The organism is Labrys monachus, assembly GCF_030814655.1.
Taxonomy (GTDB): domain Bacteria; phylum Pseudomonadota; class Alphaproteobacteria; order Rhizobiales; family Labraceae; genus Labrys; species Labrys monacha.
In genome coordinates this window covers 3,080,669-3,103,863 of sequence record NZ_JAUSVK010000001.1, presented here as the reverse complement: position 1 = coordinate 3,103,863, position 23,195 = coordinate 3,080,669, and the positions used below count along the sequence as shown (strand labels likewise).

At 65.9% G+C, this 23,195-nt stretch carries 19 protein-coding genes; 12 read left to right on the top strand and 7 right to left on the bottom strand.

Annotation, left to right across the window (positions count from 1 at the left end; all coding sequences use genetic code 11):
• The first annotated feature begins 68 nt into the window (after positions 1-68).
• Positions 69-1,439 carry a nitrogen assimilation response regulator NtrX gene (ntrX, locus tag J3R73_RS14030; protein WP_307427783.1) on the top strand — a complete coding sequence of 457 codons (1,371 nt, stop codon included), beginning with the start codon at positions 69-71 and terminating at the stop codon, positions 1,437-1,439.
• A 63-nt stretch (positions 1,440-1,502) separates the two neighbouring features.
• Here ntrX and mdoH read toward each other — a convergent pair whose 3' ends face one another.
• Positions 1,503-3,689: a glucans biosynthesis glucosyltransferase MdoH gene (gene mdoH, locus J3R73_RS14025; protein WP_307427781.1), complete on the bottom strand. Its 2,187-nt coding sequence runs from the start codon at positions 3,687-3,689 to the stop codon at positions 1,503-1,505.
• Positions 3,677-5,206 (bottom strand): OpgD/OpgG family glucan biosynthesis protein, encoded by a 1,530-nt coding sequence (locus tag J3R73_RS14020; RefSeq protein WP_307427779.1) that lies wholly within the window; start codon positions 5,204-5,206, stop codon positions 3,677-3,679. The genes mdoH and J3R73_RS14020 overlap by 13 nt, the downstream gene beginning before the upstream one ends.
• 353 nt (positions 5,207-5,559) lie before the next feature.
• Between J3R73_RS14020 and glmU the strand changes: the two genes are divergently transcribed.
• The 8 genes from glmU (at position 5,560) to J3R73_RS13980 (ending at position 15,416) form a co-directional block, all read left to right on the top strand.
• Positions 5,560-6,915, top strand: coding sequence for a bifunctional UDP-N-acetylglucosamine diphosphorylase/glucosamine-1-phosphate N-acetyltransferase GlmU (gene glmU / locus J3R73_RS14015; RefSeq protein WP_307427777.1), 1,356 nt, complete (start codon positions 5,560-5,562; stop codon positions 6,913-6,915).
• 166 nt (positions 6,916-7,081) lie between these two features.
• Entirely contained in the window at positions 7,082-7,558 is a 477-nt protein-coding gene (locus J3R73_RS14010; protein WP_307427775.1) for a DUF3830 family protein, read from the top strand.
• A gap of 27 nt (positions 7,559-7,585) precedes the next feature.
• On the top strand, positions 7,586-8,626 hold the full coding sequence (locus tag J3R73_RS14005; protein WP_307427773.1) for an ABC transporter substrate-binding protein: 1,041 nt from the start codon (positions 7,586-7,588) through the stop codon (positions 8,624-8,626).
• 120 nt (positions 8,627-8,746) lie between these two features.
• The gene (locus J3R73_RS14000; RefSeq protein WP_307427770.1) at positions 8,747-9,568 is read left to right on the top strand and encodes an ABC transporter permease; all 822 of its coding nucleotides are present in this window, start codon (positions 8,747-8,749) and stop codon (positions 9,566-9,568) included.
• On the top strand, positions 9,561-10,364 hold the full coding sequence (locus J3R73_RS13995) for an ABC transporter permease (protein ID WP_307427768.1): 804 nt from the start codon (positions 9,561-9,563) through the stop codon (positions 10,362-10,364). The genes J3R73_RS14000 and J3R73_RS13995 overlap by 8 nt, the downstream gene beginning before the upstream one ends.
• A gap of 3 nt (positions 10,365-10,367) precedes the next feature.
• Positions 10,368-11,414 carry an ABC transporter ATP-binding protein gene (locus J3R73_RS13990; protein WP_307427766.1) on the top strand — a complete coding sequence of 349 codons (1,047 nt, stop codon included), beginning with the start codon at positions 10,368-10,370 and terminating at the stop codon, positions 11,412-11,414.
• A gap of 178 nt (positions 11,415-11,592) precedes the next feature.
• Positions 11,593-12,513, top strand: coding sequence for a LysR family transcriptional regulator (locus tag J3R73_RS13985; RefSeq protein WP_307427764.1), 921 nt, complete (start codon positions 11,593-11,595; stop codon positions 12,511-12,513).
• A 131-nt stretch (positions 12,514-12,644) separates the two neighbouring features.
• Positions 12,645-15,416, top strand: a complete 2,772-nt coding sequence (locus J3R73_RS13980; RefSeq protein WP_307427762.1) for a valine--tRNA ligase — start codon at positions 12,645-12,647, stop codon at positions 15,414-15,416.
• 38 nt (positions 15,417-15,454) lie between these two features.
• On the opposite strand, the gene J3R73_RS13975 is transcribed toward J3R73_RS13980, so the two are convergent.
• On the bottom strand, positions 15,455-16,168 hold the full coding sequence (locus tag J3R73_RS13975; protein ID WP_307427760.1) for an HAD family hydrolase: 714 nt from the start codon (positions 16,166-16,168) through the stop codon (positions 15,455-15,457).
• Positions 16,169-16,320: 152 nt separating this feature from the next.
• Here J3R73_RS13975 and betC point away from each other — a divergent pair, with 152 nt between their 5' ends.
• Entirely contained in the window at positions 16,321-17,841 is a 1,521-nt protein-coding gene (betC, locus tag J3R73_RS13970) for a choline-sulfatase (protein ID WP_307427757.1), read from the top strand.
• A 255-nt stretch (positions 17,842-18,096) separates the two neighbouring features.
• On the opposite strand, the gene J3R73_RS13965 is transcribed toward betC, so the two are convergent.
• Positions 18,097-18,396 carry a hypothetical protein gene (locus tag J3R73_RS13965; protein ID WP_307427755.1) on the bottom strand — a complete coding sequence of 100 codons (300 nt, stop codon included), beginning with the start codon at positions 18,394-18,396 and terminating at the stop codon, positions 18,097-18,099.
• On the opposite strand from J3R73_RS13965, the gene J3R73_RS13960 reads away from it, so the two are divergent.
• The gene (locus tag J3R73_RS13960; protein WP_307427753.1) at positions 18,395-19,162 is read left to right on the top strand and encodes a tetratricopeptide repeat protein; all 768 of its coding nucleotides are present in this window, start codon (positions 18,395-18,397) and stop codon (positions 19,160-19,162) included. The two genes, J3R73_RS13965 and J3R73_RS13960, sit on opposite strands and share 2 nt — an antisense overlap.
• A gap of 87 nt (positions 19,163-19,249) precedes the next feature.
• Here the strand turns inward: J3R73_RS13960 and J3R73_RS13955 are convergent, their stop codons facing one another.
• Positions 19,250-21,379, bottom strand: coding sequence for a CHASE2 domain-containing protein (locus tag J3R73_RS13955; RefSeq protein WP_307427751.1), 2,130 nt, complete (start codon positions 21,377-21,379; stop codon positions 19,250-19,252).
• 44 nt (positions 21,380-21,423) lie between these two features.
• Positions 21,424-21,582 (bottom strand): hypothetical protein, encoded by a 159-nt coding sequence (locus J3R73_RS13950; RefSeq protein WP_307427749.1) that lies wholly within the window; start codon positions 21,580-21,582, stop codon positions 21,424-21,426.
• On the opposite strand from J3R73_RS13950, the gene J3R73_RS13945 reads away from it, so the two are divergent.
• Positions 21,568-22,341: a FecR family protein gene (locus tag J3R73_RS13945; protein WP_307427747.1), complete on the top strand. Its 774-nt coding sequence runs from the start codon at positions 21,568-21,570 to the stop codon at positions 22,339-22,341. The genes J3R73_RS13950 and J3R73_RS13945 overlap by 15 nt on opposite strands.
• Positions 22,342-22,405: 64 nt before the next feature.
• Here the strand turns inward: J3R73_RS13945 and xth are convergent, their stop codons facing one another.
• Positions 22,406-23,188, bottom strand: a complete 783-nt coding sequence (xth, locus tag J3R73_RS13940) for an exodeoxyribonuclease III (RefSeq protein ID WP_307437339.1) — start codon at positions 23,186-23,188, stop codon at positions 22,406-22,408.
• Between the last annotated feature and the right edge of the window lie 7 nt (positions 23,189-23,195).

The following is a 23,195-nucleotide window of genomic DNA, read 5'->3' as shown; positions in this document are numbered from 1 at the left end:
ACGTCATTTGAGCCCGTCGCCGTGCGGATAGGTGTCCGCGCGGAGACGGAGAGAACAGAGGCTGGACGATGGCGACCGACATTCTGATCGTTGACGACGAGGCCGATATCCGTGAGCTCGTCGCCGGCATCCTCGAAGATGAGGGACACGGCGCCCGCACGGCCCGCGATTCGGACGACGCTCTGGGGGCCATCGCCCAACGGCGCCCGCAGCTGATCTTCCTGGACATCTGGATGCAGGGATCGCGCCTCGACGGGCTGCAATTGCTGGAAGTGCTCAAGGCCGAGCATCCCGAAGTTCCGGTGGTGATGATTTCGGGGCACGGCAATATCGAGACCGCCGTGGCGGCGATCAAGATGGGCGCCTACGACTTCATCGAGAAGCCCTTCAAGGCGGATCGCCTGGTGCTGGTGGCCGACCGCGCCCTCGAGACCTGGCGCCTGCGCCGCGAGGTGAACCAGCTTCGGCAGATATCCGGCAGCGCCACCAAGATGATCGGGCGCTCTTCGGCGATCAACCAGCTCAAGATGGTGATCGAGAAGACGGCGCCGACCAACAGCCGCGTGCTCATCGCCGGGCCGCCCGGGTCCGGCAAGGAGCTGACCGCCCGCAGCATCCACCAGGCTTCGGCCCGGGCGAAGGGACCGTTCGTGGTGCTGAACTCGGCCTCGATCGTGCCGGAGACCATGGAGATCGAGCTTTTCGGGGTCGAGGGCGGGGAAGGGCGCACGCGCAAGATCGGGGCTTTCGAGGAGGCCCATGGCGGCACGCTCTTCTTCGACGAGATCGCCGACCTCCCGCGCGAGACGCAGAACAAGATCCTGCGGGTGCTGATCGACCAGAGCTTCAGCCGCGTCGGCGGCGCCACCAAGGTCCATGTCGATGTGCGCATCATCACCTCGACCTCCCGGGACCTGACCGAGGAAGTGGCCGACGGGCGGTTCCGCGAGGATCTCCTGCACCGCCTCTCGGTGGTGCCGATCCGCGTGCCCGGCCTGTCGGAACGGCGCGAGGACATTCCGGAGCTGGTGGACTATTTCCAGGGCCAGATCGCCCAGGCGACCGGCCTGCCGCGCCGCGTTGTGGGTCCCGACGCGATGGCGGTGCTGCAATCGCATGAATGGCCCGGCAATGTGCGCCAGCTGCGCAACAACATCGAGCGGCTGATGATCCTGGTGGGCGGCGACCCGAACGCCACCATCACCGCCGAGATGCTGCCGCCGGAGATCGGCGCGCTGATGCCGACCCGGCCCAACGGGCAGGGGGGCGAGCAGCTGATGGGCCTGCAACTGCGCGATGCGCGCGAATTGTTCGAGCGGGAATATCTGATCGCGCAGATCAATCGCTTCGGCGGCAACATCTCCCGTACGGCCGAGTTCGTGGGCATGGAGCGCTCGGCCCTCCACCGCAAGCTCAAATCCCTCGGCGTCGGTGCGTAGAGACCGGAAGACGGCATGATCCCGGCAGCGCGGGCCGAGGCGCCCAGGCTGCCGGAAATGTCCTCACTCCGCCTTGGCCGCCGGCGCGTGCAGATGCGACAGCATGGCGATGAGGGAGCGGTCGTGCAGCGCCACGAAGCGCTCCTTGGCGGTCAGCCAGCGGCAGGCCTCCTCGATCGTGCCCGCCTCGGCGATCTTGGCCTGCGCCATCACCCTTTCAGGCTCGAACTTGCCGCGCTCCCGTCCGGCCGGCGCGGGCAGCATCGTCTCGTGCAGGGAGCGGAAGGCCTCGTCCTCGTAGAGAACGCGCAGGGCGTCGTCCTCGTCCTCGCCTTCGGCCGCCAGTTCCTCGCTCAGACCGTTGGCGCGCAGCGCCACTTCCGGCGGGTTGGTCTCTTCCGGGGTGGCCAGGAAGCCGCGCCGGCGCAGCCACATGCCGATGGACAGCTGGCCCGAGGCCCAGGACAGGGGGATGGCGAGCAGGAGCCCGAGGATCGTCGGCGACATCCAGGCGAACAGATAGGGCGACATCACATAGGCCGCGACGCCCGCGAAGGCGCCGAGGATGGTATGCGAACGGTGGCGCCGCACGATGTCGCCCAGAGGAATCGACCCGTCGTCGCGGCGCTGCGGCTTCCAGCCCGAATCGCGGCCGAGCAGGATCTCGAACACCGAACCCGACTGGATCAGCATCATCACCGGCGCCAGCAGCGCCGAGAGGATCATCTCGAAGAGCACCGACAGGAACAGCCTGATGCCGCCGCCGCAGGCCCGGCGGCTCGGGCCGTCGAGCAGGATGATGATCATGCCGAACAGCTTGGGCGCGAGCAGGATGCCCATGGTGCCGGCGAACAGCGCGAGGGCTCGCTCGGCGTCGAACAGCGGCCAGGCCGGAAAGAGCGAGAACTCGTCGGTGAAATATTCCGGCCGGATGAAATGGGCCTGCAGGGCGAGCGTCAGGCCGACCAGCAGCTGCAGGAGCCAGAGCGGACTGGCGAGATAGGAAAAGATGCCGTTGGCGAAATGCTGCCGGGTGCAGGGATGGAAGCCCTTGGCCGAGATCACTCGCATGTGCTGCAGGTTCCCCTGGCACCAGCGCCGGTCGCGCGCCGACAGATCGATCAGCGAGGGCGGGCTTTCCTCGTAGGAGCCGGTGATGTCGTTGAGCATGTAGACGGCATATCCCGCCCGCCGGACCAACGCGGCCTCGACGAAGTCATGGCTGAGGATATGCCCGCCGAACGGTGGCTTGCCCGAAAGGTCGGGCAAGCCGCAATGGGCCGCGAAGGCGCGGGTGCGGATGATCGCGTTGTGGCCCCAGTAATTGCCGTCATGGCCCATCCAAAGGGACAGGCCCTCGGCGATCACCGGCCCGTAGACGCGGGCCGCGAATTGCTGGATGCGGGCGAACAGCGTGTTGCGGTTGATGATCAGCGGCAGGGTCTGGATGATGCCGGCGTCGGGATCGCGCTCCATCGCGGCGGCGAGCTGCACGATGGCGGCGCCCGTCATCAGGCTGTCGGCGTCCAGCACCAGCATGTGGTCGTAGGCGCCGCCCCAGCGCGTCACCCAGTCGCCGATATTGCCGGCCTTGCGGTTGGTGTTGCGCGGGCGGTGGCGATACCAGATGGCGATGTCAGGGCCCATGCGCTCGCGGATCGCCAGGAAGGCACGCTCCTCGGCGATCCAGATGTCGGGATCGGTGGTGTCCGAGACGAGGAAATAATGGAACGCGGCCCCGAGGCCGGTGGCTTCGACCGATTCGATGATCGCCTGCATCGCCGCGAAGACGCGGCTCGGCGCCTCGTTGTAGATCGGCATCAGCACCGCCGTGCGCGCCGTCAGTTCCTTCGGCAGGGGCTGGCTGCGGCGGCGGTGGAACAACAGATAGACGAAGCCGGCGATCCCCGCCGTGAAGGCGAGGGCGATCCATGAGAAGTTCAGCACGAACAGGGTGACGAGGGCCCATTCGAGCGCGGTGACGCCGCCGACGTCGACGACCTTGTACATCTCCCAGCCGCCGAACACCGTCAGAGCCAACATGCCGCCGAAGACGAAGAAGCGGGCCGGCCAGGCGCCATGGTGGAGGGCCGGGTGGATCCAGGAGCGTCTCTCCCGCCGGCTCCACGTCGTCAGCGACTGGACGGGCATGGCGAGCCGGTCCTCCGGCGGCATGGCGGGAGGCCCCTGCATGGCTTCCGCCACAGGCGGCTCGGAATGCTGGCCGGTCTGGTCCGCTACGGTGTCCATCGATAAAGCCACGTCTCGCTTATGGGTTTGCCGTCCTTGGTGAGGACGGCCCTCATTTCGGAATAATTCTCGCTCTCCGGATCGAGGCCGAACGTCAGCCGTCCGATCCGGCGCTGGGTATCGAGCGTCAGGCTGATATCGCTGATCTTGCCGGGATTGCCGGCGATATTCGGCGCGACCCCCTTCATATTGTTCGGGTCGGCGAAAATGTCGCCCTGGAAGTCGATCACGAACAGGCGCCGCTTGGCGCCGAAGGCGCCGATGCGGGTTTCGTGGGCGAGCGCCATCTGGGGCTGCTCGGGCGGCGTCCAGCACCAGTTCGTGCGATAGTTGAAGGAATATTCCTGCCCCGCCTCCAGCGCATTTTTGGGGCGCCAGTAGCAGATGATGTTGTCGTGGATCTCGGCATCGCTGGGGATTTCCACCAGCTGGATCGAACCCTCCCCCCAGTCGCCCTTCGGGGTGATCCAGACGCTCGGCTGCACCTCGTAACGGTGCTGGCTGTCCTCGAAGGCGGCCGGGTCGCGATTGCGCTGCAGCAGCCCGAAGCCCTTGGGCGTCTTGTCGACGAAGGCGGAGATCTGCAGCGTCTCGGGATTCTGCAGCGGCCGCCATATCCATTCGCCGCCGCCGGTCAGCATCTGCAGGCCCGATGATTCGTGGACGGAGACGCGAACGTCGTCGACGCCCTTGTGGTCGTTCGCGCCGAACAGGTACATCGAGTTGAGGGGGGCGATGCCGACATGCTCGATCTTGGCTCGCGGATAGAAGGTCGATTCGACGTCGATGATGGTGCTGTCACCCGGATGCAGCGTCAGGCGGAAGGCGCCCGTCGTCGCCTCCGAATCGAGCAGAGCATGCACCACGAGCGTGTCGGAACTTTGCTGGGGCCGCTCGATCCAGAACGCGCGGAAGAACGGAAATTCCTCGCCGCTGGCTTCGCCGGTGTTGATGGCGAGCCCGCGCGCCACCGCGCCATAGATCTGGTTCTTCGCGATGGCGCGGAAATAGCTCGCGCCCTGAAAAATGGCGAAGTCGTCGAGGCGGTCAGGCGCATCGATCGGGGATTTCAGCCGGAAGCCGGAAAAGCCGAGCCGCGAATCGGCGGCCGGCGGCGCGATCGAGCCGAAATCGAACATGTCCGGTTCGTAGGGAACCACGAGCACGCGTCCGTCCTCGATGGTGAACAGGTCGACCAGCGCGGCATAGATGAAGCCCCGGTGCAGCGGCTCGATGACGAAGTCGCGATGGTCGGTGCTCCAGATCGCCCGCTCGGGCCGGAAGCGAATGGAGACGTATTGCTCGTAATTGAGGCTCTGCAGGGATGCCGGCAGGGTCGAATCCGGCGCGACATAGGCGTTTTTGGCGAGGTTCTTGGCGTATTCCAAGAGCTTGTCGCGCGAGAATATCTCGCCCTCCTTGAGGCCCGGCGCATCGATGGCGGCCTGGCCGCGCCCGGGACCCGCCAGCACTCCGGCGGCGATCGTCGCAAGTCTAAGGAAATCGCGTCTGTTCATGGCTTCTTAACGCGCGTTCGAAGGGCGCATTCAATGGAGGACGGATGGGGCGCAGCAGTTGCGTCCCTTCTAGAACGGCGTTGGAGATTCTTTGCCGGTCATCATAGGTTATACGATGTACGGCAACAACACTCGGACATGAGCGGCCTTCTTTCTCTGCGGTGTAGTGAAGAACACTCGGCCTGCCGGCAGGCGCGGAATCGAGAGGTCGTGATGGTGCGGCAAGGAGATTTCCAATTCCTTGTCGCCGCCGCTCGTCCCCCATTTTCCAGGCCCCGGCTTTCGAAAGTAAGGCTTGCGTGAGAATTGGATTCTAGAACGATGCGAAGTCCTCCCCTGTTCCGGATAGATCCATGCCCAGACCGACCCTTGCAGTAATCCTTGCCGCCGGCGAAGGCACGCGCATGAAATCCGCCAGGCCGAAGGTCCTGCACGAGATCGCGGGCCGTTCGATGCTGGGCCATGTGCTGGCCAGCGTCACCGAGGCCGGCATCGACGAGATCGCCGTCGTGATCGGCCCCGGCCGCGAGGATGTGGCGATCGCGGCCCGCAAGGCCGCGCCCGGCTGCCTGGTGTTCACGCAGGCCGAGCGCAGGGGCACCGGGCACGCCGTCCTCGCCGCACGCGAGGCCCTCGTCGACGGAAAGGACATCATCGTTCTCTATGCCGACACCCCCCTGGTGCAGCCGGACTCGATCCGGCGGCTCAAGGAGGCCCTGCAGCGCGGCGCCGATGTGGCTGTGCTCGGGTTTCACGCCGCCGATCCCACCGGCTATGGCCGGCTGGTGGTCGAGGACGGCGCCCTGACCGCGATCGTCGAGGAGAAGGACGCGAGCCCGGCGCAGAAGGCGGTCGATTTCTGCAATGGCGGGCTGATGGCGCTGCGCGGCGAGGAAGGCCTGTCCATCCTCGACACCATCGGCAACGACAACGCCCCCGGCGAATTCTACCTGACGGAAGCGGTGGTGATCGCCCGCGACCGCGGCCTGCGGGCCGTCGCCGAGACGATCGACGAGGAAGAGGTACACGGGGTCAACGACCGGGCGCAGCTCGCCGCCGCCGAAGCCATCATGCAGGGGCGGCTGCGACGGGCGGCGATGAAGGCCGGGGTGACGCTGATCGCGCCCGAAACGGTGTTTCTGTCCCATGACACCCGGATCGGCAGCGACGTCGTGGTCGAACCCAATTGCTGGTTCGGGCCCGGCGTCGCCATCGAGGCCGGCGCCGTCATCCATGGCTTTTCCCACATCGAAGGAGCGACCATCGCCGCGGGCGCGTCGGTCGGCCCGTTCGCGCGGCTTCGTCCGGGCACGGAATTGGGAGAGGACGTCAAGGTCGGCAATTTCGTCGAGGTGAAGGCCGCCCTGGTGGAACGCGGCGCCAAGATCAGCCATCTCAGCTATATCGGGGATGCCCGGGTCGGCGCCGAAGCGAATATCGGCGCGGGAACCATCACCTGCAACTATGACGGATTCCTCAAGCATGTCACCACCATCGGGGCGGGGGTCTTCGTCGGGTCCAATTCGGCCCTGGTCGCCCCCGTCACCATCGGCGACAACGCCAATATCGGCGCGGGCTCGGTGATCACGCGCGACGTCGCGCCCGATGCCCTGGCGATCGCGCGCGGCCGCCAGACGGAAGTGGCCGGCTGGGCCAAGGCCTACCGGGCCCGGAAGGCGGCCGAGAAGGCGGCAAGACCCAAGAAATAAGGGACGGTTCGAATCGCTGCGCCCGCGCCGCGGAAAGGCGGGGCGGGCCTCCGGGCAGCTTTCGATTTTTCGATAGATTATTTTTATCGCCTATATCCCGAGTGCGAATTGGACTTGCCCTCCGCTCCTGCGTGAAATGCCGGTGTTACAACCGGAATGAACCGAAATGAGCGATAAAAAGCTGTATTTGACCTTTGTGGATGCCGATGTGAAGGGGATAATCTCCCTTTATTGGGACGTCGCTCCCGAGACCTGCAAGGCCCTGTGGGGCGCGCTGGAGAAGCCGATCCGCTGGCCCGCTTCGCATGCGATGTTCTCCGGTCCCGAAATCATGATGGGCCTGCCCGAAGAGGCCCGGAACTTCGATCCCAAGGCGCTGCCGCCCGAGAACCAGACCATCCAGCCCGAGGTCGGCGAACTGCTCTGGTTCTACCAGCCCAAGAACTTCTTCAAGATCGATCCCAGCGAATTCTGGGAAATCGGCATGTTCTACGGCGTCGGCGGGCGCACCTTCGGTCCCACCGGCTGGATTCCCTGCACCTATTTCGGCCGCATGACCGAAGGGCTCGAAGCGGTGGCGGAACAGTGCCGCCTCATTCGCCGCGAGGGCGTCAAGACCGTGGAAATCGGCCGCCTCGCGTAATCATCCCAGCCGCCAGAAGGAAACACCATGAAGACCCGTTTCGGTTCGGCGATTCTCGGCACGCTCGTCCTCGCGCTCATGGCGGGAACCGCCATGGCCCAGGACAAGACGCTGAAGATCAATTCGTTCGGGGGCGCCTACGAGCAGGCACATCGCAAATGTGTCATCACGCCCTTCGAGAAGGAAACCGGTGCGACCGTGCAGGTGGTCACCGCCTATTCGGCGGATGCCTTCGCCCAGCTTCGGGCCCAAAAGGCCGCCCCGCAATTCGACGTCGTCCATTTCTCGGGAGGGCAGGAAATCGTCGGTGCCAAGGAGGGGCTGCTGGCGCCGATCGACCCGGGCAAGCTGACGAACATCGCCGACATCTACGACTTCGCCAAGTCGGGAATCGCCAGGGGTGAAGGTCCCGCCTATTCGATCGCGGCGATCGGCATGATCTATGACAGCAAGGCGATGTCCGAGGCGCCCAGGAGCTGGAAGGACCTGCTCGATCCCAAGACCAGCGCCCATCTCGTGCTGGCCGACATCTCCAACGGCTACGGCATGCTCGGCTTCCTGATGCTGAACAAGGTCGAGGGCGGCGATCTCGCCAATATCCAGCCCGGCCTCGACGCGGTGAAGAAACTGCTCGACGGCGGCGCCACCGTCGTCTCGACCTCGCCGGAAATCCAGCAGGAATTCGCGCAGAACGGCGCCTGGCTGGCGCCCTATGCCTCCGACTACGCCTTCACGCTGGCCAAGGCGGGCCTACCCGCCAAATTCGTCCAGGGCGCCGAAGGCACGCCGGCGAGCTATATCACGGTGAACCTCGTCGCCAACCGCCCCAACCAGGAGCTGGCGCTCAAATTCATCGACATGTCGCTGTCGAAGAGCGCCCAGGAATGCTTCGCCAACGAATTGCGCTACACGCCGACCAATGCCAAGGCGGTGCTGTCGCCGGAGGTGGCCGCCGGTGTCGCCTATGGGGCGGAAGGCGTGAAGGGCCTGCTGCGCTTCGACGCCGCCACGATCGAGGCCAACCGCGCGGCCTGGGTCGAGAAGTGGAACAAGACGATCGCCCATTAGGGTCTTCGATCCGGACCGTGACCCCGCGTGGCGCCGTTTCCGGCGGCATGGCGGGGTTTCGGCCCGGATCCTCCAGTCGCATGAGCCCCGGCGTTTCCCTGCCGCGAACCCCGGATCCCGATGACCGACCGTACGGAAAACCTGCTGCTCGCCCTGCCGGGACTGCTCCTGCTCGCCGTCGCATTCTTCGTGCCGATCGCGCGGATGCTCGCGCTCAGCGTATCGGGCCCGGACGGCGTGACCCTCGATCATTTCGCCCGCTTCCTCAGCGACCCGTTCTATCTGGGCGTGCTGTGGCGGACGGTTAGGCTTGCCGCGGTCATCACCCTGATCTGCGCCCTGATTGGCTTTCCCTTTGCCTATATCATGGCCCGTGTCGGCCCCCGGCTGCGCCTGTGGATGGTGATCGCCGTCATCCTGCCGCTGATGACCAGCGTGGTGATCCGCACCTTCGGCTGGATGGTGCTCCTCGGCCGCAGCGGACTCGTGCCGCGCATCCTGCGCGACCTCGGCCTGGCGGATCGCGGCTTCGGCCTGATGCAGACGGAGACGGCCATCGTGATAGGCATGGTGCAGGTCCTGCTGCCGTTCATGACCCTTTCCATCCTCGGCGTCATCAGCCGGCTGGATAGGCGCCTCGAGGAGGCTGCGCGAACGATGGGATGCAGCTTCGCCGCCACGATCCGCACCGTGGTGCTGCCGCTGGCCATGCCCGGCATCGTCGCCGGATCCCTCCTGGTGTTCACGCTGTCGGCCAGTTCCTTCGTCACGCCCAACCTGCTGGGCGGCACGCGGATCCAGGTGCTCGCCGCCTCAATCTACAAATCGGTCACGCAGACGCTGGACTGGCCGTTCGCGGCGGCGCAGGCGGTGATCCTCTTCGCGGGTGTCCTGCTGGTGCTCATACCCTATGCCAAGATGACGGCGCGCCGCGATGGTTAGGGCTGTTCCGGCGCCGCTGCGCATCCTCGCCTGGATCTTCGTGATCCTGACCATCCTCCTGCTGCTCGCGCCGCTGGTGGTCGTGGTCGGCGTCTCGGTCTCGCAGAGCGAGTTTATCGCCTTTCCGCCGGACGGGCTGAGCCTGCGCTGGTACCAGGACGTGCTGTCGTCCGGCACCTATCTGGCTGCAGCCGCCGCCAGCCTGCAGATCGCCATGCTCGTGACGGTCCTCTCGACGCTGGTCGGGGGCGCGGCGGCCATCGCGCTCCATCGCGGCCGGCTGCCGTTTTCAGGCCTGGTGGAGACCGTGTTCCTGTCGCCGCTGGTGCTGCCCACCATCATCTATGCGATCGGCGCGCTGATGCTGTGGAGCACATTTTTCGGGCCGGTCTCGACCGCCACCCTGTGGATCGGCCACACGGTCGTCGCCCTTCCCTATGTGGTGCGCACGACGCTGGCGGTGCTGTCCGAGGCCGATCCCTTCCTGGAGGAGGCCGCCCGCACCATGGGCGCCGGACGCCTGCAGCGGCTGTGGTTCGTGGTGGTGCCCCAATGCCTTCCCGGCCTGGCCGCTGGGGCGTTCTTCGCCTTCAACATCTCGTTCGACGAGGCGGTGCTGTCGCTCTTCCTGCGCAAGCCGGACATGGTCACCTTGCCCGTGCAGATCTACAGCCGGCTCGAATTCAGCCCCGACCCTTCGGTTGCCGCCGTCTCCACCATCATGATCGCCCTGACGATCCTGCTGATCCTGGTGATCGACAGGATACTCGGGCTGCAACGTTTCGCGAGTAGCTGACCGATGGCCAATGTCCGTCTCGACTCCATCCGCAAATCCTTCGGTCCGGTCGACATCATCCACGGCGTTTCGCTCGACATCGCCTCGGGCGAGTTCGTGAGCCTGCTCGGCGCCTCGGGCTGCGGCAAGACCACGCTGCTGCGCATCGTTGCCGGCCTGGAGAGCGTCACCTCAGGGACGGTTGAGATCGACGGGCGTCCCGTCACCCCTCTTCCGCCCGAGCGGCGGGACATCGCCATGATGTTCCAGTCCTATGCGCTGCTGCCGCACCTCACCGTGGCGGAGAATGTCCGCTTTCCGCTCCGGATGCGCCGCATCGGCTCGCGCGCGGAGCAGCAGGAGAAGGTGAAGGCGGCCCTGGAGACCGTGCAGCTCGGGCATCTGGCGGAACGCCGTCCGCGCCAATTGTCGGGCGGCCAGCAGCAGCGGGTGGCGCTCGCCCGAGCGATCGTCTCCCGCCCGAAGGTGCTGCTGCTCGACGAGCCGCTCTCCAACCTCGATGCGCGCCTGCGCGAGGACATGCAGGTCGAGCTGATCGAGATTCACCGGCGGCTCGGCCTCACCACACTGTTCGTCACCCACGACCAGGAGGAAGCCCTCAGCCTCTCGGACCGCATCATCCTCCTCAATGGCGGGCGCATCGAGCAGCAGGGCACGCCCGCCGACATCTATGCCAGGCCGGCCAGCGCCTTCGCCTCGAGCTTTCTGGGGTCCGCCAATCTCGTCCCGGCGACCGTCGAGGAAAGGGGCGGGCGGGCGACGGCCGTGCTCGCCGACGGCCAGCATCTCGGTCCGCTGCCGGCGGGAACGGCGCGTGGCCCGGTCACCCTGGCCCTGCGGCAGGAGGATCTGGCGGTGGCTGCCGGCGGAAGCGGAGGGCTGCAGGTGCGGATCCGCACCCGCGTCTATCTCGGCGCCCGCATCCGCTACATCGCCGAGCTCGCCGGCACCGAGATCAGGGTCCTAACCGCCAATGACACGGTGTTTTCCGGGGGCGATGCCGTCACGTTCGCCATCGATCCCGAACGCATCCGCGTGATGCCCCGCTAGAGCATGTCCCAGACAAGGCGCTTGGCCTTTCGATTATGAAATATAATAAAAACCAATAAGTTATAAAAAAATTTTGATGCGATGGAATCGCAATTGCTCCAGCTGGAGCGTTTCTCGCGAAGGGACCCGGCCCGCAAAAATGCCGTGCAGCCATGGCAATGCTGATAGAGGATACGCCATGCGCATCCTCGACATGATGACCTTCGTTATCCTCGCCCGCAATCGGCATTTCGGGCGGACGGCGGAGGAAATGAACAGCACCCAGCCCGCGATATCCTCGCGCCTCGCCGCGATGGAGCACGAGTTCGGCTGCCAGCTCGTCCATCGCGGCATGCGCGACTTCCGCCTCACGGCCGAGGGCGAGAAGGTGCTGCAGGTGTTCCAGACCGTGCTCGGCAACATCGATGCCCTGAAGACGTCCCTGAAAAGCCCCGCTAGCACGTCGCCGGCCGTGGTGCGCATCGGGGCGATCGACTCGGTGGCGGCGACCTGGATGCCGGACGTGATCGATTCGCTCCACAAGACGCTGCCCAACCTCAAGATCGAGCTGACGGTCGAGGGTACCAAGCTGCTGGTGCACGGCATGAACAAGGGCGAGTTCGACCTGATCTTCGCGATCGATCCGGCCATCGGCGACGGCTTCCGCAGTTTCGTGAGCTGCGTGTGGCAGATGATCTGGGCCGGCTCGCCCAAGATCATCGATCCCGACCGGGTCTACAGCGTCGACGACCTCTCGCGCATGCCGCTCGTCACCTTTCCCAAGGATACGCCGCCCTACCGGCAGATCGCGCCCTATTTCCAGGACGAGCAGGTGCTGGCATCCAAGCTCACGAGCTCCAACTCGCTGTTCGCGATGATCAGTCTCGTCATCGACGGCTTCGGCGTCGCCCCGATCCCCAGCGTCATCATCCGGCGCGAGCTGCGGATGGGGCTGCTTCACCCCATCAAGGTCTCCAAGCGCTTCCCGCCGATGACAATCATCGCGACATACCAGTCCTCCACCCACCAGGACATCATCCGCGGGGTCGTCGAGCAGGCGCGCAAGAGCGCGGCGATCTTCTGTGCCAGTGTGGATCCGGCGACGGCCTGGACGGTGTAGGCTGGCGCCTGGCCGATATGCGCTTGTTCCGTTGACCGCTTGTTCCGTTGACTTGGGCCGGCTGTTCCTGTCACTAGCGGCAAAATGGAGCCGCAAGGCTCGCAGATGTCAGCGTTGCCTGAAAGAACACCATGATCGCGACCACCTTTGATCCCGCCAGCGCCGAACCGCGCGTGTCGGCAGCCTGGGACAAGGCCGGGGCCTTTCGCGCCGGCCGCCCGGACCGCCAGAACGCCGCCCCCTATTCGATCGTGATCCCGCCGCCCAACGTCACCGGCTCCCTGCATATGGGCCATGCGCTCAACAACACGCTGCAGGACATCCTCTGCCGCTTCGAGCGCATGCGCGGCAAGGACGTGCTCTGGCAGCCGGGGACCGACCATGCCGGCATCGCCACGCAGATGGTGGTGGAGCGCCAGCTGCAGGAACGCCAGATCCACCGGCGCGACATCGGCCGGGCCGCCTTCCTCGAGCATGTCTGGGCCTGGAAGAACGAATCCGGCGGCGCGATCGTCAACCAGCTCAAGCGCCTCGGCGCCTCCTGCGACTGGTCGCGCGAGCGCTTCACCATGGATGAGGGGCTGTCCAAGGCGGTGGTCGAGATCTTCGTGCGCCTGCACGAAGCCGGCCTGATCTACAAGGACAAGCGTCTCGTCAACTGGGATCCGAAGCTGCTGACCGCGATCTCGGATCTCGAGGTGGTGCAGGAGGAGCGGCGCGGACATCTGTGGCATTTCGCCTATCCCGTCGTGGACGAGGCGGGCGAGGAGACGGGCGAGACCATCACCGTCGCCACCACCCGGCCCGAGACCATGCTGGGCGACACCGCCGTCGCCGTCCACCCCAAGGACGAGCGCTATGCCCATCTGGTCGGCAGGAGAGTGCGCCTGCCGCTGGTCGGCCGTCTCATCCCGATCGTCGCCGACGACTATTCCGATCCCGAGAAGGGAACGGGCGCGGTCAAGATCACGCCGGCGCACGACTTCAACGATTTCGAGGTCGGCCGCCGGCACGACCTCGAGGTGATCAACATCTTCACCGCCGAGGCCCATCTCAACGAGAACGTGCCCGAAGCCTATCGTGGGCTCGAGCGCTTCGAGGCGCGCAAGCGCATCGTCGCCGAGATGGAGGCGCTCGGCCGCCTCGTGCAGGTCGAAGCCCACACCCACCAGGTTCCGCATGGCGACCGGTCCGGCGTGCCGATCGAGCCGTGGCTCACGGATCAATGGTATGTGAACGTTCGCCCGCTTGCCGACAGGGCGCTCGACGCCGTGCGGCGCGGCGAGACGCGCTTCGTGCCGCAGAACTGGGAGAAGACCTTCTTCGACTGGCTGGAGAACATCCAGCCCTGGTGCGTGTCGCGCCAGCTGTGGTGGGGACACCAGATCCCGGCCTGGTACGGCCCCGACGGCGATTACGTGATCGCCCGCGACGAGGCCGAAGCCCGCGCCAAGGCGGATGCGAAATGGGGCGCGGGCACCGCGATCACCCGCGACGAGGACGTGCTGGACACCTGGTTCTCCTCTGCCCTCTGGCCCTATTCCACCTTCGGCTGGCCGGACAAGACGCCCGAGCTCGCCAAATATTATCCGACCTCGGTGGTCGTCACCGGCTTCGACATCATCTTCTTCTGGGTTGCCCGCATGATGATGACGGGCCTGTTCACCATGAACGAAGTGCCGTTCCGGGACGTCTACATCCACGCCCTCGTCCGCGACGAGAAGGGCGCCAAGATGTCGAAGTCCAAGGGCAACGTCATGGACCCCCTCGACATCATCGACGGCATCGACCTGGAGCCGCTCGTGCTCAAGCGCACCGCGGCCCTCGCCAACAAGGCCGACGTCGCCCACGTGACCTCGGAGACACGCAAGGCCTACCCCAACGGCATAGAGCGCTACGGCGCCGACGCGCTGCGCTTCTTCCTCGCCGCGATGGCTGCCCCGGGCCGCGACGTCAAGCTCTCGATCGACCGCGTCAAGGGCTACCGCAATTTCGGCACCAAGCTGTGGAATGCCACCCGCTTCGCCGAGATGAAGGGCTGCGTGCGCGATCCGTCCTTCGATCCGAAGACGGCAAGGATCGCCTTGAACCGGTGGATCGCCGGCGAGGCGGAGAAGGCGGCGGGCGAGATCCAGCGCGCGATCGAGGCCTATCGCTTCAACGACGCGGCCGGCGCGGTCTACCGCTTCATCTGGAACGTGGTGTGCGACTGGTATGTCGAGCTCGCCAAGCCGATCATCGAGGGCGGCGACGAAGCGGCGGCGAGGGAGACGCAGGCGATGGTCGCCTTCATCCTCGACCAGGCGACGCTGCTGCTCCACCCCTTCATGCCCTTCATCACCGAGGAGCTCTGGTCGGTCACGGCCGGCGCCGCGCCGCGCGAGACCCTCGCCGCTCTGACGCCATGGCCGGATCTTGGCGGCTTCCTCGATGCCGCCGCGGACGAGGAGATCGGCTGGCTGGTCGAGATCGTCACCGAGATCCGGTCGATCCGCACCGAGATCGGGGTTCCCGGGGGCGCCCAGGTACCGCTGGTGATGGTGGCCGCCACGCCGGCGATCGAGGCGCGCGTCGCCGGGCATGGCGACACGCTGAAGCGCCTCGCCCGCATCAGCGAGATCAGCTTCGCTCCGGCCGCGCCGAAGGGATCGATCCAGGTGATCGCCCGCGGCGCGACGGCAGCGCTGGCGCTCGAAGGGATCGTCGACATCGCCGCCGAGAAGGCGCGCCTCGTCAAGGAGATCGGCAAGGTCGACGGCGATATCGCCAAGATCAACGCCAAGCTCGGCAATCCCGACTTCATCGCCCGGGCGAAGGAGGAAGTGATCGAGGAGCAGCGCGAAAGGCTGGAGGACGCCGCCGCCCGCCGCGCCAAGATGCAGGATGCCCTGGCCGGCCTGTAGGCCGCCGTTCCGGAACGGCCCTCGGGCATCGGCCCGCGCTACCGGCCCTCGATCTCGTCGATCAGGGCCGGGAGCCGGCCCAGCCGCTCGATCTGCCGGAAGCGGGGCTCGTGCAGCGGCGGCTCGGCATGTTCGAGCGCCCAGGTGAGGTCATGCGGCACGTGGACGCCCCAGCTGCCGGCCTCGATGGCCGGAATCACGTCCGACTTGAGCGAATTGCCGATCATCATGCCGCGGGCGGGGCCGGCGCCGTGGCGCGCGAAGACACGCTCATAGGTGGCGGTGTTCTTGTCGCTGACGATCTCCACCGCCTCGAACATCGGGGCGAGGCCGGATTGCGCGAGCTTGCGCTCCTGGTCGAAGAGGTCGCCCTTGGTGACGAGGATCAGCCGGTAGGACCCTGCCAGCCGCTCCAGCGTGTCCGCGACGTCCGGCAGCGTTTCGACGGGGTGGCCCAGCATGTCCCGTCCGGCTGCGAGGATGCGGGCGATGAGCTCCGCCGGCACGTTGCTGCCGCCGACCTCGATGGCGGTCTCGATCATCGAGAGGGTGAAGCCTTTGATGCCGAAGCCGTAGAGCCGCAGGTTGCGCCTTTCCGCCTCCAGCAGGCGACGGGCGATGTCGGCGCGGTCGCCATGGTCGGCGAGCAGCGAGATGAAATGCTCCTCCGTCTGCCTGAAGAATTGTTCGTTCTGCCAGAGGGTGTCGTCGGCGTCGAAGCCGATCGTGGTGAGGTGCGGGGGAGGGGTCATGCGCAAACATCCGGGAACGAAAGGCCAATAAGCGCAAAAAAGCCGGTCTGGCTAGACCGCGTCGGATGCGGGCAAGGCCGACCCGGCCGCTCTTCCGACAATCGGTGCGATCGCAGGCCAGAACGAATCCAGATCCCCGTCGAGTTCCGCAGATGACGCAAGTCCAGCCCAACATCCTCATCATCATGGTCGACCAGCTCGCCCCGGCCTTCCTGCCGGTGCACGGCTTCGATCTGGTCAAGGCCCCGAACATCGCGCGCCTGGCCGAGCGTGGCGTGGTCTTCGACAGGGCCTACTGCAACTCGCCCCTGTGCTCGCCCTCGCGGGCCGTCTTCATGAGCGGCCAGCTGCCGTCGCGCTCCGCCGTCTACGACAATGCCGCCGAGTTCCGGTCGGACATTCCGACCTGGGCGCATTACCTGCGCCGGGCCGGCTACCAGACCATCCTGTCCGGCAAGATGCATTTCTGCGGTCCCGACCAGCTGCACGGCTTCGAGGACCGGCTCACCACCGACATCTATCCGGCCGATTACGGCTGGACGCCCGACTGGGACCGGCCGGAAGAGCGCCCGAGCTGGTATCACAACATGTCGTCGGTCACCGATGCGGGCCTGTGCATCCGCACCAATCAGCTCGATTTCGACGACGAGGTGGTGTTCGCCGCCGAACGGGCCCTTTACGATCATGTCCGCAGCCCGGACAAGCGGCCTTTCTGCCTCGTCGCCTCGCTCACCCATCCGCATGACCCTTTCGCCATCACGGCGGACTATTGGGATCTCTACAAGGATGAGGAGATACCGCTGCCGCGGCACGTCCTGCCCCCGGCCGATCTCGATCCGCATTCGAAGCGCCTGCGCCATGTCTGCGACATGGACAATGCCACCATCGGCGTCGATCATGTCCGCAAGGCCCGGCATGCCTATTTCGGGGCGATCTCCTATGTCGACAGCAATGTCGGCAAGCTGATGCGCGCGCTCGAGGCGACCGGCCTCAACGACAATACCATCGTCCTGTTCACGGGCGACCACGGCGAAATGCTGGGGGAACGCGGCCTCTGGTACAAGATGAATTGGTTCGAGGGCTCGGCACGCGTGCCGCTGATCATCTCGGCGCCGCACCTCTATCGCCCCCGCCGGGTCGGCGCCAATGTCTCTCTGGTCGACATCCTGCCGACGCTGGTCGAGATGGCGGATCCGCACCAGGCCGCCACGCTCGCCAATGTCGACGGGCGCAGCCTGGTGGCGCATTGCGCGGGGGAGGGGGGGCATGACGAGGTGGTCGGCGAATATCTCGCGGAAGGGGCGATCGCGCCGCTGGTCATGATTCGCCGCGGCCCCCTGAAATTCGTGCATTCCCCGGCCGATCCCGACCAGCTCTACGACATCGCCGGCGATCCCGACGAGCTCGACAATCTCGCCGGCAAGCCGGCTTTTGCCGAGATACTTGCCGGGTTCCGCGCCGAGGTCGCCGAACGATGGAATATGGCGGCACTCGACAATGCAGTGCGCGAAAGCCAGCGGCGGCGGCGTGTTGTCGACAGCGCCTTGACCTTGGGTAAGGCGGAGCCTTGGGATTTCCAACCTTTCAAGGATGCTTCAAAACAATATATGCGCAACACCATCGATCTAGATGATCTTGAGGCGATGGCACGCTATCCGCGGGTCCGCCCGTAATTCACATGGTTAATGTTGCGCCGATCATTGTGGCAATCCAGCAACACGGATTTTAAGTCTCGCAGGGCCGCCGCCACGCGGGCGATTTGGCCGCGATCCTGCCACAAAGTGACCGCTGAATTCATTCCGCACAAAGAATGACAAGTGTCGTTCGAGGTGCGGAAAGCGGCGTCTGCAGCCCGGTCTCGCCGAGATCGAAGCAATGGAATGCCGGTTATTTCGGTTCGATGGCGGTCGCACTTTGGATATCGTTTTTCACATGGGTGATGTGGGCCTTGATCTCATGGCCTGCAATTCCGGCAGCGGCAGGACAGGCGTCGAGCCGACGTCGGCCGATGTCGTGAAAAAGCCATCAAACCCGGCGTTTCGCAGGGTAAGAAGCCCCGAAGCGGTCAAAGATTCGGCAGAACTCTCGATTATAGCCGTGATCATGAACGGCTTTACTCTTCCGACAGACGAGTCTTGTTCCGTCGTCGCCCGGATACGCGGCGCCGTTCGGCGCGCGTCGAGGCATGCGTTGCTGTTTTCTCTCTTGCGGGCGAGTGGGTTCAGCATGCTGCTGTCGCTCGGCTGCCTGTCGGCTCACGCCTTCGACGGCACCAAGACCCCGGCCGACGATCCCACCCCGATGCAGGCCTTCCGGCAGGGTACGCAGGCCTACAAGGCGGGAGACCTCGCCGGCGCGTCGCGCGCGCTGGAATTTGCTGCCGGCAAGGGACATGCGCTGGCGCAATGGAAGCTCGCCCGCATGTATTCGGAAGGCGACGGCGTCCCCCATGACGACCTGAAGGCTTTCGACTACTATCAGGCCATCGTCGATGCCCATGGCGAGGACAGCCCGGATACGCCGCAGGCGCGTTTCGTCTCGAATGCGCTGGTGGCGCTCGGCTCCTATTATCTCACCGGCATTCCGAACACGCGCATACGGCCGGACCAGAAGCACGCCACCGAGATGTTCCAGTATGCGGCGACCTATTTCGGCGACAGCGACGCCCAGTACAATCTCGGCCGCATCTATCTGGACGGCAATGATTCCGAACAGCGCGATACGGTGACGGCGGCGCGCTGGCTTCGCCTGGCGGCGGACAAGGGCCAGCACCAGGCGCAGGCCGTCCTGGGCCACATCCTGTTCACGGGCGACGACATGCCGCGCCAGGGCGCGCGCGGCCTGATGTATCTGACGCTGGCGCGCGACGGCGCCAATGGCGACCGCGACCAGTGGATCGTCGATCTCTACCGCGAAGCCTTCGCCAAGGCGACGCCCGAAGAGCGTGACATGTGCCTGACCTATCTGGCGCAGTTCCTCAAGGAACATTCCTGACCGCGCCTTGCGCCGGAGGTCCCCGTCTCCCCGCTGCGCATGCAGGGGTGGACGGACCTCCATACGCCTGCCGTTTCAGATCGACCGTCAGAGCTGGTTGATGCCTTGCCAGTCGGGCCTGGGATCGGCCCGCAATGTTCCGATCGTCCGCCTGTAATAGGCGCGCAGACGGGCATAGGCCTCGCCATAGGCCTCGGCATTGGCTTCGAGGATCTGGACGGCCTGGTCGAAAGCGCCGGCCCTGTAGGCGGCCAGCATGTCCGCCTGCACGCTCTGCAACAGCTTGAAGCTCTGGTCGTCCGTTCCGGTATGGAGAGCAAACAGGCTTATGGCCGCCTGGCGCCCCCGGACCGTGACGCGGTCGATCTCCAGAAAAGGCAGCGAGCGGACCGCCGTCCTGGTATCCTCGGTGACGATGATGGCAACGCCATAGACCTTCGTCAGCTGCTCGACGCGTGACGCGAGGTTCACCGAATCGCCCAGGGCGGAATATTCCAGCCGCTGGGCCGAGCCGAGATTGCCCACGCAGGCCTGTCCCGTATGCAGGCCGATGCCGATCTCGATCGCAGGGTCGACGAAGGTGTCGGCCATGGCCGCGATGTCCAGCGCCGCCAAGCAGGCGAGCGTCGCGTGCTCAGCGATGTCGAGCGGCGCATTCCAGAACGCCATCATGCCGTCGCCGATGAACTTGTCGAGCGTGCCGTTGTGGCGAAGCACGGCATCGGTGGCCGGCGTGTGGATGCGGCGGATGAGCGAGACCACGCCCTCCGGCGTCTGCCTCTCGGCGAGGCCGGTGAAATCGCGGACATCGGAAAACATCACGGTGAGCTCGCGGATTTCGCCGCCGAGGACGATGCGGTCGGGCGCTTCCACGAGGCGCTCCACCACGGCGGGGGTCACGAAGCGCCCGAACATGCTGCGCACTTCGGCGCGGCGATGCTCTGCCTCCTGGTAGTGATAGAGCGTCCCGGCGATGAAGACGCCGAGGACGCCGACGCTCGGCATCACGGCATCAAGGAGCACGTCGGCCCGCACGAACAGCAGCCAGCTCGTGCCGGCGATCATGAGAGGGATCGCGAGGCCGGCCGCGGTCGAGACCAGCGGCATGTTGCGCGTCCTGCGCAGGATCCAGGCGAGCAGGCCGCCCAGCGCCAGGATGAGGAAGGCTTCGACGCCCCGCATCCAGTCGGGACGCACCAGATTGGCGCCGGCCAGGATCTGCTCGACGATCTGCGCATGGACCTCGACCCCCGGGATCGAGGTCTCCACCGGCGTGGAACGCCAGTCGCTGATGCCGATGGCGGCCGTGCCGACGAAGACGATCCGGCCCCTGACCTCGTCCGGCGAGAAGCTGCCGTCGAGGACCGAGGAGGCGGAGATCCAGGAGGAGGGATCGGCCTTGCGGGCAATGAGGCGTATCTCGCCATTGGCCTCGGTCTGGACCACGAGATCGCCGACCTTGATCGCGTTGATGCCGGATTCGGAACCCAGCGCCGTCTGCCCGCTGGCATTGGAGGCGCGCACGACGATGGTATCCGCGCCGAGAGCGATCCTGACCGCCTCCAGCGACAGCGTGGGAACCAGCTTGTTGCCGGCGCTGACGAGGGTCGGCACCTTGCGGATGACGCTGTCGCCGTCGGGAATCCAGTTGACGGCGCCGAGCCCCTTGGCGGCGGCCATCAGGAGGGGGACCGGCACGATGCCGGCCTTGAACCGGGGCAGGAAGTCCGCCGGGTTGTCGCCGGCAAAGGCAAAGCCGCTCTTGGCCTGGATCGGCACGCCGTCCTCGCCGCCGACGACGCCGAGGACGGCGGGCGCATCCTGCAGCGCCCGGGCGAAGGTGGCGTCATGCGAGACGTCGCTGGCGCTCATCGCCCGCTCGAGCGCCGTCCGCTCCTCGCTCGTCGGCAGTTTCCTGACCAGGAGGTCGGGCGAGCTCTGGTCCGGCTCCCCGAAGACGATGTCGAAGGCGATGGCGGCCGCACCGGCTTCGGTCAGCTTCTGCGTCAATTTCGCAATCGTGTCGCGCGGCCACGGCCATTGTCCGACCGCGGCCAGCGACTTCTCGTCGATGGCGACGATGCGGACCGGCGAATCCGGATCGCGCGGCTTCGCATTCCAGCGCTGATAGCTGTCGAAGACGATTTCGCGCAGACGGGGCAGGGGGGCAGGCTCGAACATCGTGAGGAGGGCGGCAGCCACGAGCGGCAGGACCACCGTGAGCGGATATCCTAGGGAGCCTCTCATGCGCATGACTGGATTCAGACCTGGCTTTTACATCGAATTCGCACGTCCATGCCCTTGGATAGCTTGATCGATTGCGCCATGATACAGCAACGCAGCAATTTCAGGCGGAACTCTCCCGGCGTCAGCGCCGGCCGCCAGACAGGTGTGGGGCCGCCGTCATGCTCGAACTGCATCTCTCCCGCCTCCGCGTTGCCGCGGTCGCCATGGCCATGCTCGCGCCCCTCCTGCCCGCGCATGCGGCGGAAACGATCGGCAGCGCCGTCGGTGTCACGCCGGCCGCCATCGGCACGGTTGCCGGAGAACTGGGCGTCAACCTGCATGTCTACCGCGACGAGACGGTCAGGACCGGGCCGACGGGCATTCTCGAGATCGAATTCCTCGACCAGACGAGGCTGGCGCTGGGCACATCGTCGTCGGCCAAGCTCGACCGGTTCGTCTATGCCGGCAGCGGCCGCGCCGACGACGTCGTCATCGGGCTGACGCGCGGGGTGTTCCGATTCGCCACCGGCATATCCTCCAAGAAAGCCTATTGGATCCATACGCCCCTGGCGGGCATCGGCGTGCGCGGCACCAACTTCACCGCCGAAATCACCGATACCTATGAGCGCTACACGATCTGGGAAGGGGCGATCGAGGTCTGCCCCCACGAGAGGGGGATGTCGATCGAGGAGGAGAGGCGGCGTCACTGTCCCGTCATCCACAAGCCCGGAGAGACGATGACCCTGTCCCGCGACGGCAGGAGCCGGCCGGGCGGCACGCCGGTCATCTTCACCGCCTATTGCGCCGAGACGAGCGCGGGATCACGGCTGTGCGGCCATTACGGCGGCGGCAATCCGAGCCATGACGGGCAGATTCCGCCCTTCCACTTCCCCAACCTGGTTCCGCCCCCGCGGTCGATCGGCACCGATAGCGGCGGTGGCGGCGATCGGTAGCCGCTCGTCCGCAGCACATCTGTTCCAACCGCAAGGGTGGGAATCCTGGTGCTCGCCCGGCCGGTCAGATCGCCAGGTCGCAACGGACCGGCACGTGATCGGACGCTTTTTCCCGGCCGCGAATGCTCTTGTCGATGACACAGCCATGCAGGCGGGAGGCGGCCTGCGGGGACAGCAGCAGATGGTCGATGCGGATGCCGTTGTCGCGCTGCCACGCGCCGGCCTGGTAGTCCCAGAAGGTGTAATGGCCCGGAGACGCCTCGCAGGCGCGGAAGGCGTCAGTGATGCCGAGCGCCATCAGTTCACGAAACTTGGCGCGGCTCTGCAGCAGGAACAGAGCATCGGACACCCAGTCGGCCGGGTTGCGCGCGTCCTCCGGCGCCGGGATGATGTTGTAGTCGCCGGCGAGCACGAAGGTTTCCTCCAGCGCGAGCAGTTCGGCCGTCCGGGCCTTCAGCCGGTCCATCCATCGCAGCTTGTAGGGGTATTTTTCGCTGGCGACGGGATTGCCGTTCGGCAGATAGACCGAGGCCACGCGCAGGGCGCCTTCGGCGGTTGAAATCACGGCTTCGATATAGCGCGCCTGCTCGTCGCTGTCGTCGCCGGGCAGGCCGGCGGCGACGTCCTCGAGCGGATATTTGGAGAGGATCGCGACGCCGTTGAACGTCTTCTGCCCGTGGACGGCCACGTTGTAGCCGACCGCCTCGATATCGGCAGTCGGGAACGCCTCGGCGAGGCATTTGATTTCCTGCAGGCAGACCACGTCGGGGGCGGCGTCGCCCAGCCATTCGATCAGGTGCGGCAGCCTTTGCCGAATCGAGTTGACGTTCCAGCTCGCGATGCGCAGCACGGCG

Bases quoted from the DNA above. Each gene is read 5' to 3' on its own strand.
- ntrX (WP_307427783.1), top strand. From the start codon at position 69: ATGGCGACCGACATTCTGATCGTTGACGACGAGGCCGATATCCGTGAG.
- mdoH (WP_307427781.1), bottom strand. From the start codon at position 3,689: ATGGACACCGTAGCGGACCAGACCGGCCAGCATTCCGAGCCGCCTGTG.
- J3R73_RS14020 (WP_307427779.1), bottom strand. From the start codon at position 5,206: ATGAACAGACGCGATTTCCTTAGACTTGCGACGATCGCCGCCGGAGTG.
- glmU (WP_307427777.1), top strand. From the start codon at position 5,560: ATGCCCAGACCGACCCTTGCAGTAATCCTTGCCGCCGGCGAAGGCACG.
- J3R73_RS14010 (WP_307427775.1), top strand. From the start codon at position 7,082: ATGAGCGATAAAAAGCTGTATTTGACCTTTGTGGATGCCGATGTGAAG.
- J3R73_RS14005 (WP_307427773.1), top strand. From the start codon at position 7,586: ATGAAGACCCGTTTCGGTTCGGCGATTCTCGGCACGCTCGTCCTCGCG.
- J3R73_RS14000 (WP_307427770.1), top strand. From the start codon at position 8,747: ATGACCGACCGTACGGAAAACCTGCTGCTCGCCCTGCCGGGACTGCTC.
- J3R73_RS13995 (WP_307427768.1), top strand. From the start codon at position 9,561: ATGGTTAGGGCTGTTCCGGCGCCGCTGCGCATCCTCGCCTGGATCTTC.
- J3R73_RS13990 (WP_307427766.1), top strand. From the start codon at position 10,368: ATGGCCAATGTCCGTCTCGACTCCATCCGCAAATCCTTCGGTCCGGTC.
- J3R73_RS13985 (WP_307427764.1), top strand. From the start codon at position 11,593: ATGCGCATCCTCGACATGATGACCTTCGTTATCCTCGCCCGCAATCGG.
- J3R73_RS13980 (WP_307427762.1), top strand. From the start codon at position 12,645: ATGATCGCGACCACCTTTGATCCCGCCAGCGCCGAACCGCGCGTGTCG.
- J3R73_RS13975 (WP_307427760.1), bottom strand. From the start codon at position 16,168: ATGACCCCTCCCCCGCACCTCACCACGATCGGCTTCGACGCCGACGAC.
- betC (WP_307427757.1), top strand. From the start codon at position 16,321: ATGACGCAAGTCCAGCCCAACATCCTCATCATCATGGTCGACCAGCTC.
- J3R73_RS13960 (WP_307427753.1), top strand. From the start codon at position 18,395: ATGCTGCTGTCGCTCGGCTGCCTGTCGGCTCACGCCTTCGACGGCACC.
- J3R73_RS13965 (WP_307427755.1), bottom strand. From the start codon at position 18,396: ATGCTGAACCCACTCGCCCGCAAGAGAGAAAACAGCAACGCATGCCTC.
- J3R73_RS13945 (WP_307427747.1), top strand. From the start codon at position 21,568: ATGCTCGAACTGCATCTCTCCCGCCTCCGCGTTGCCGCGGTCGCCATG.
- J3R73_RS13950 (WP_307427749.1), bottom strand. From the start codon at position 21,582: ATGCAGTTCGAGCATGACGGCGGCCCCACACCTGTCTGGCGGCCGGCG.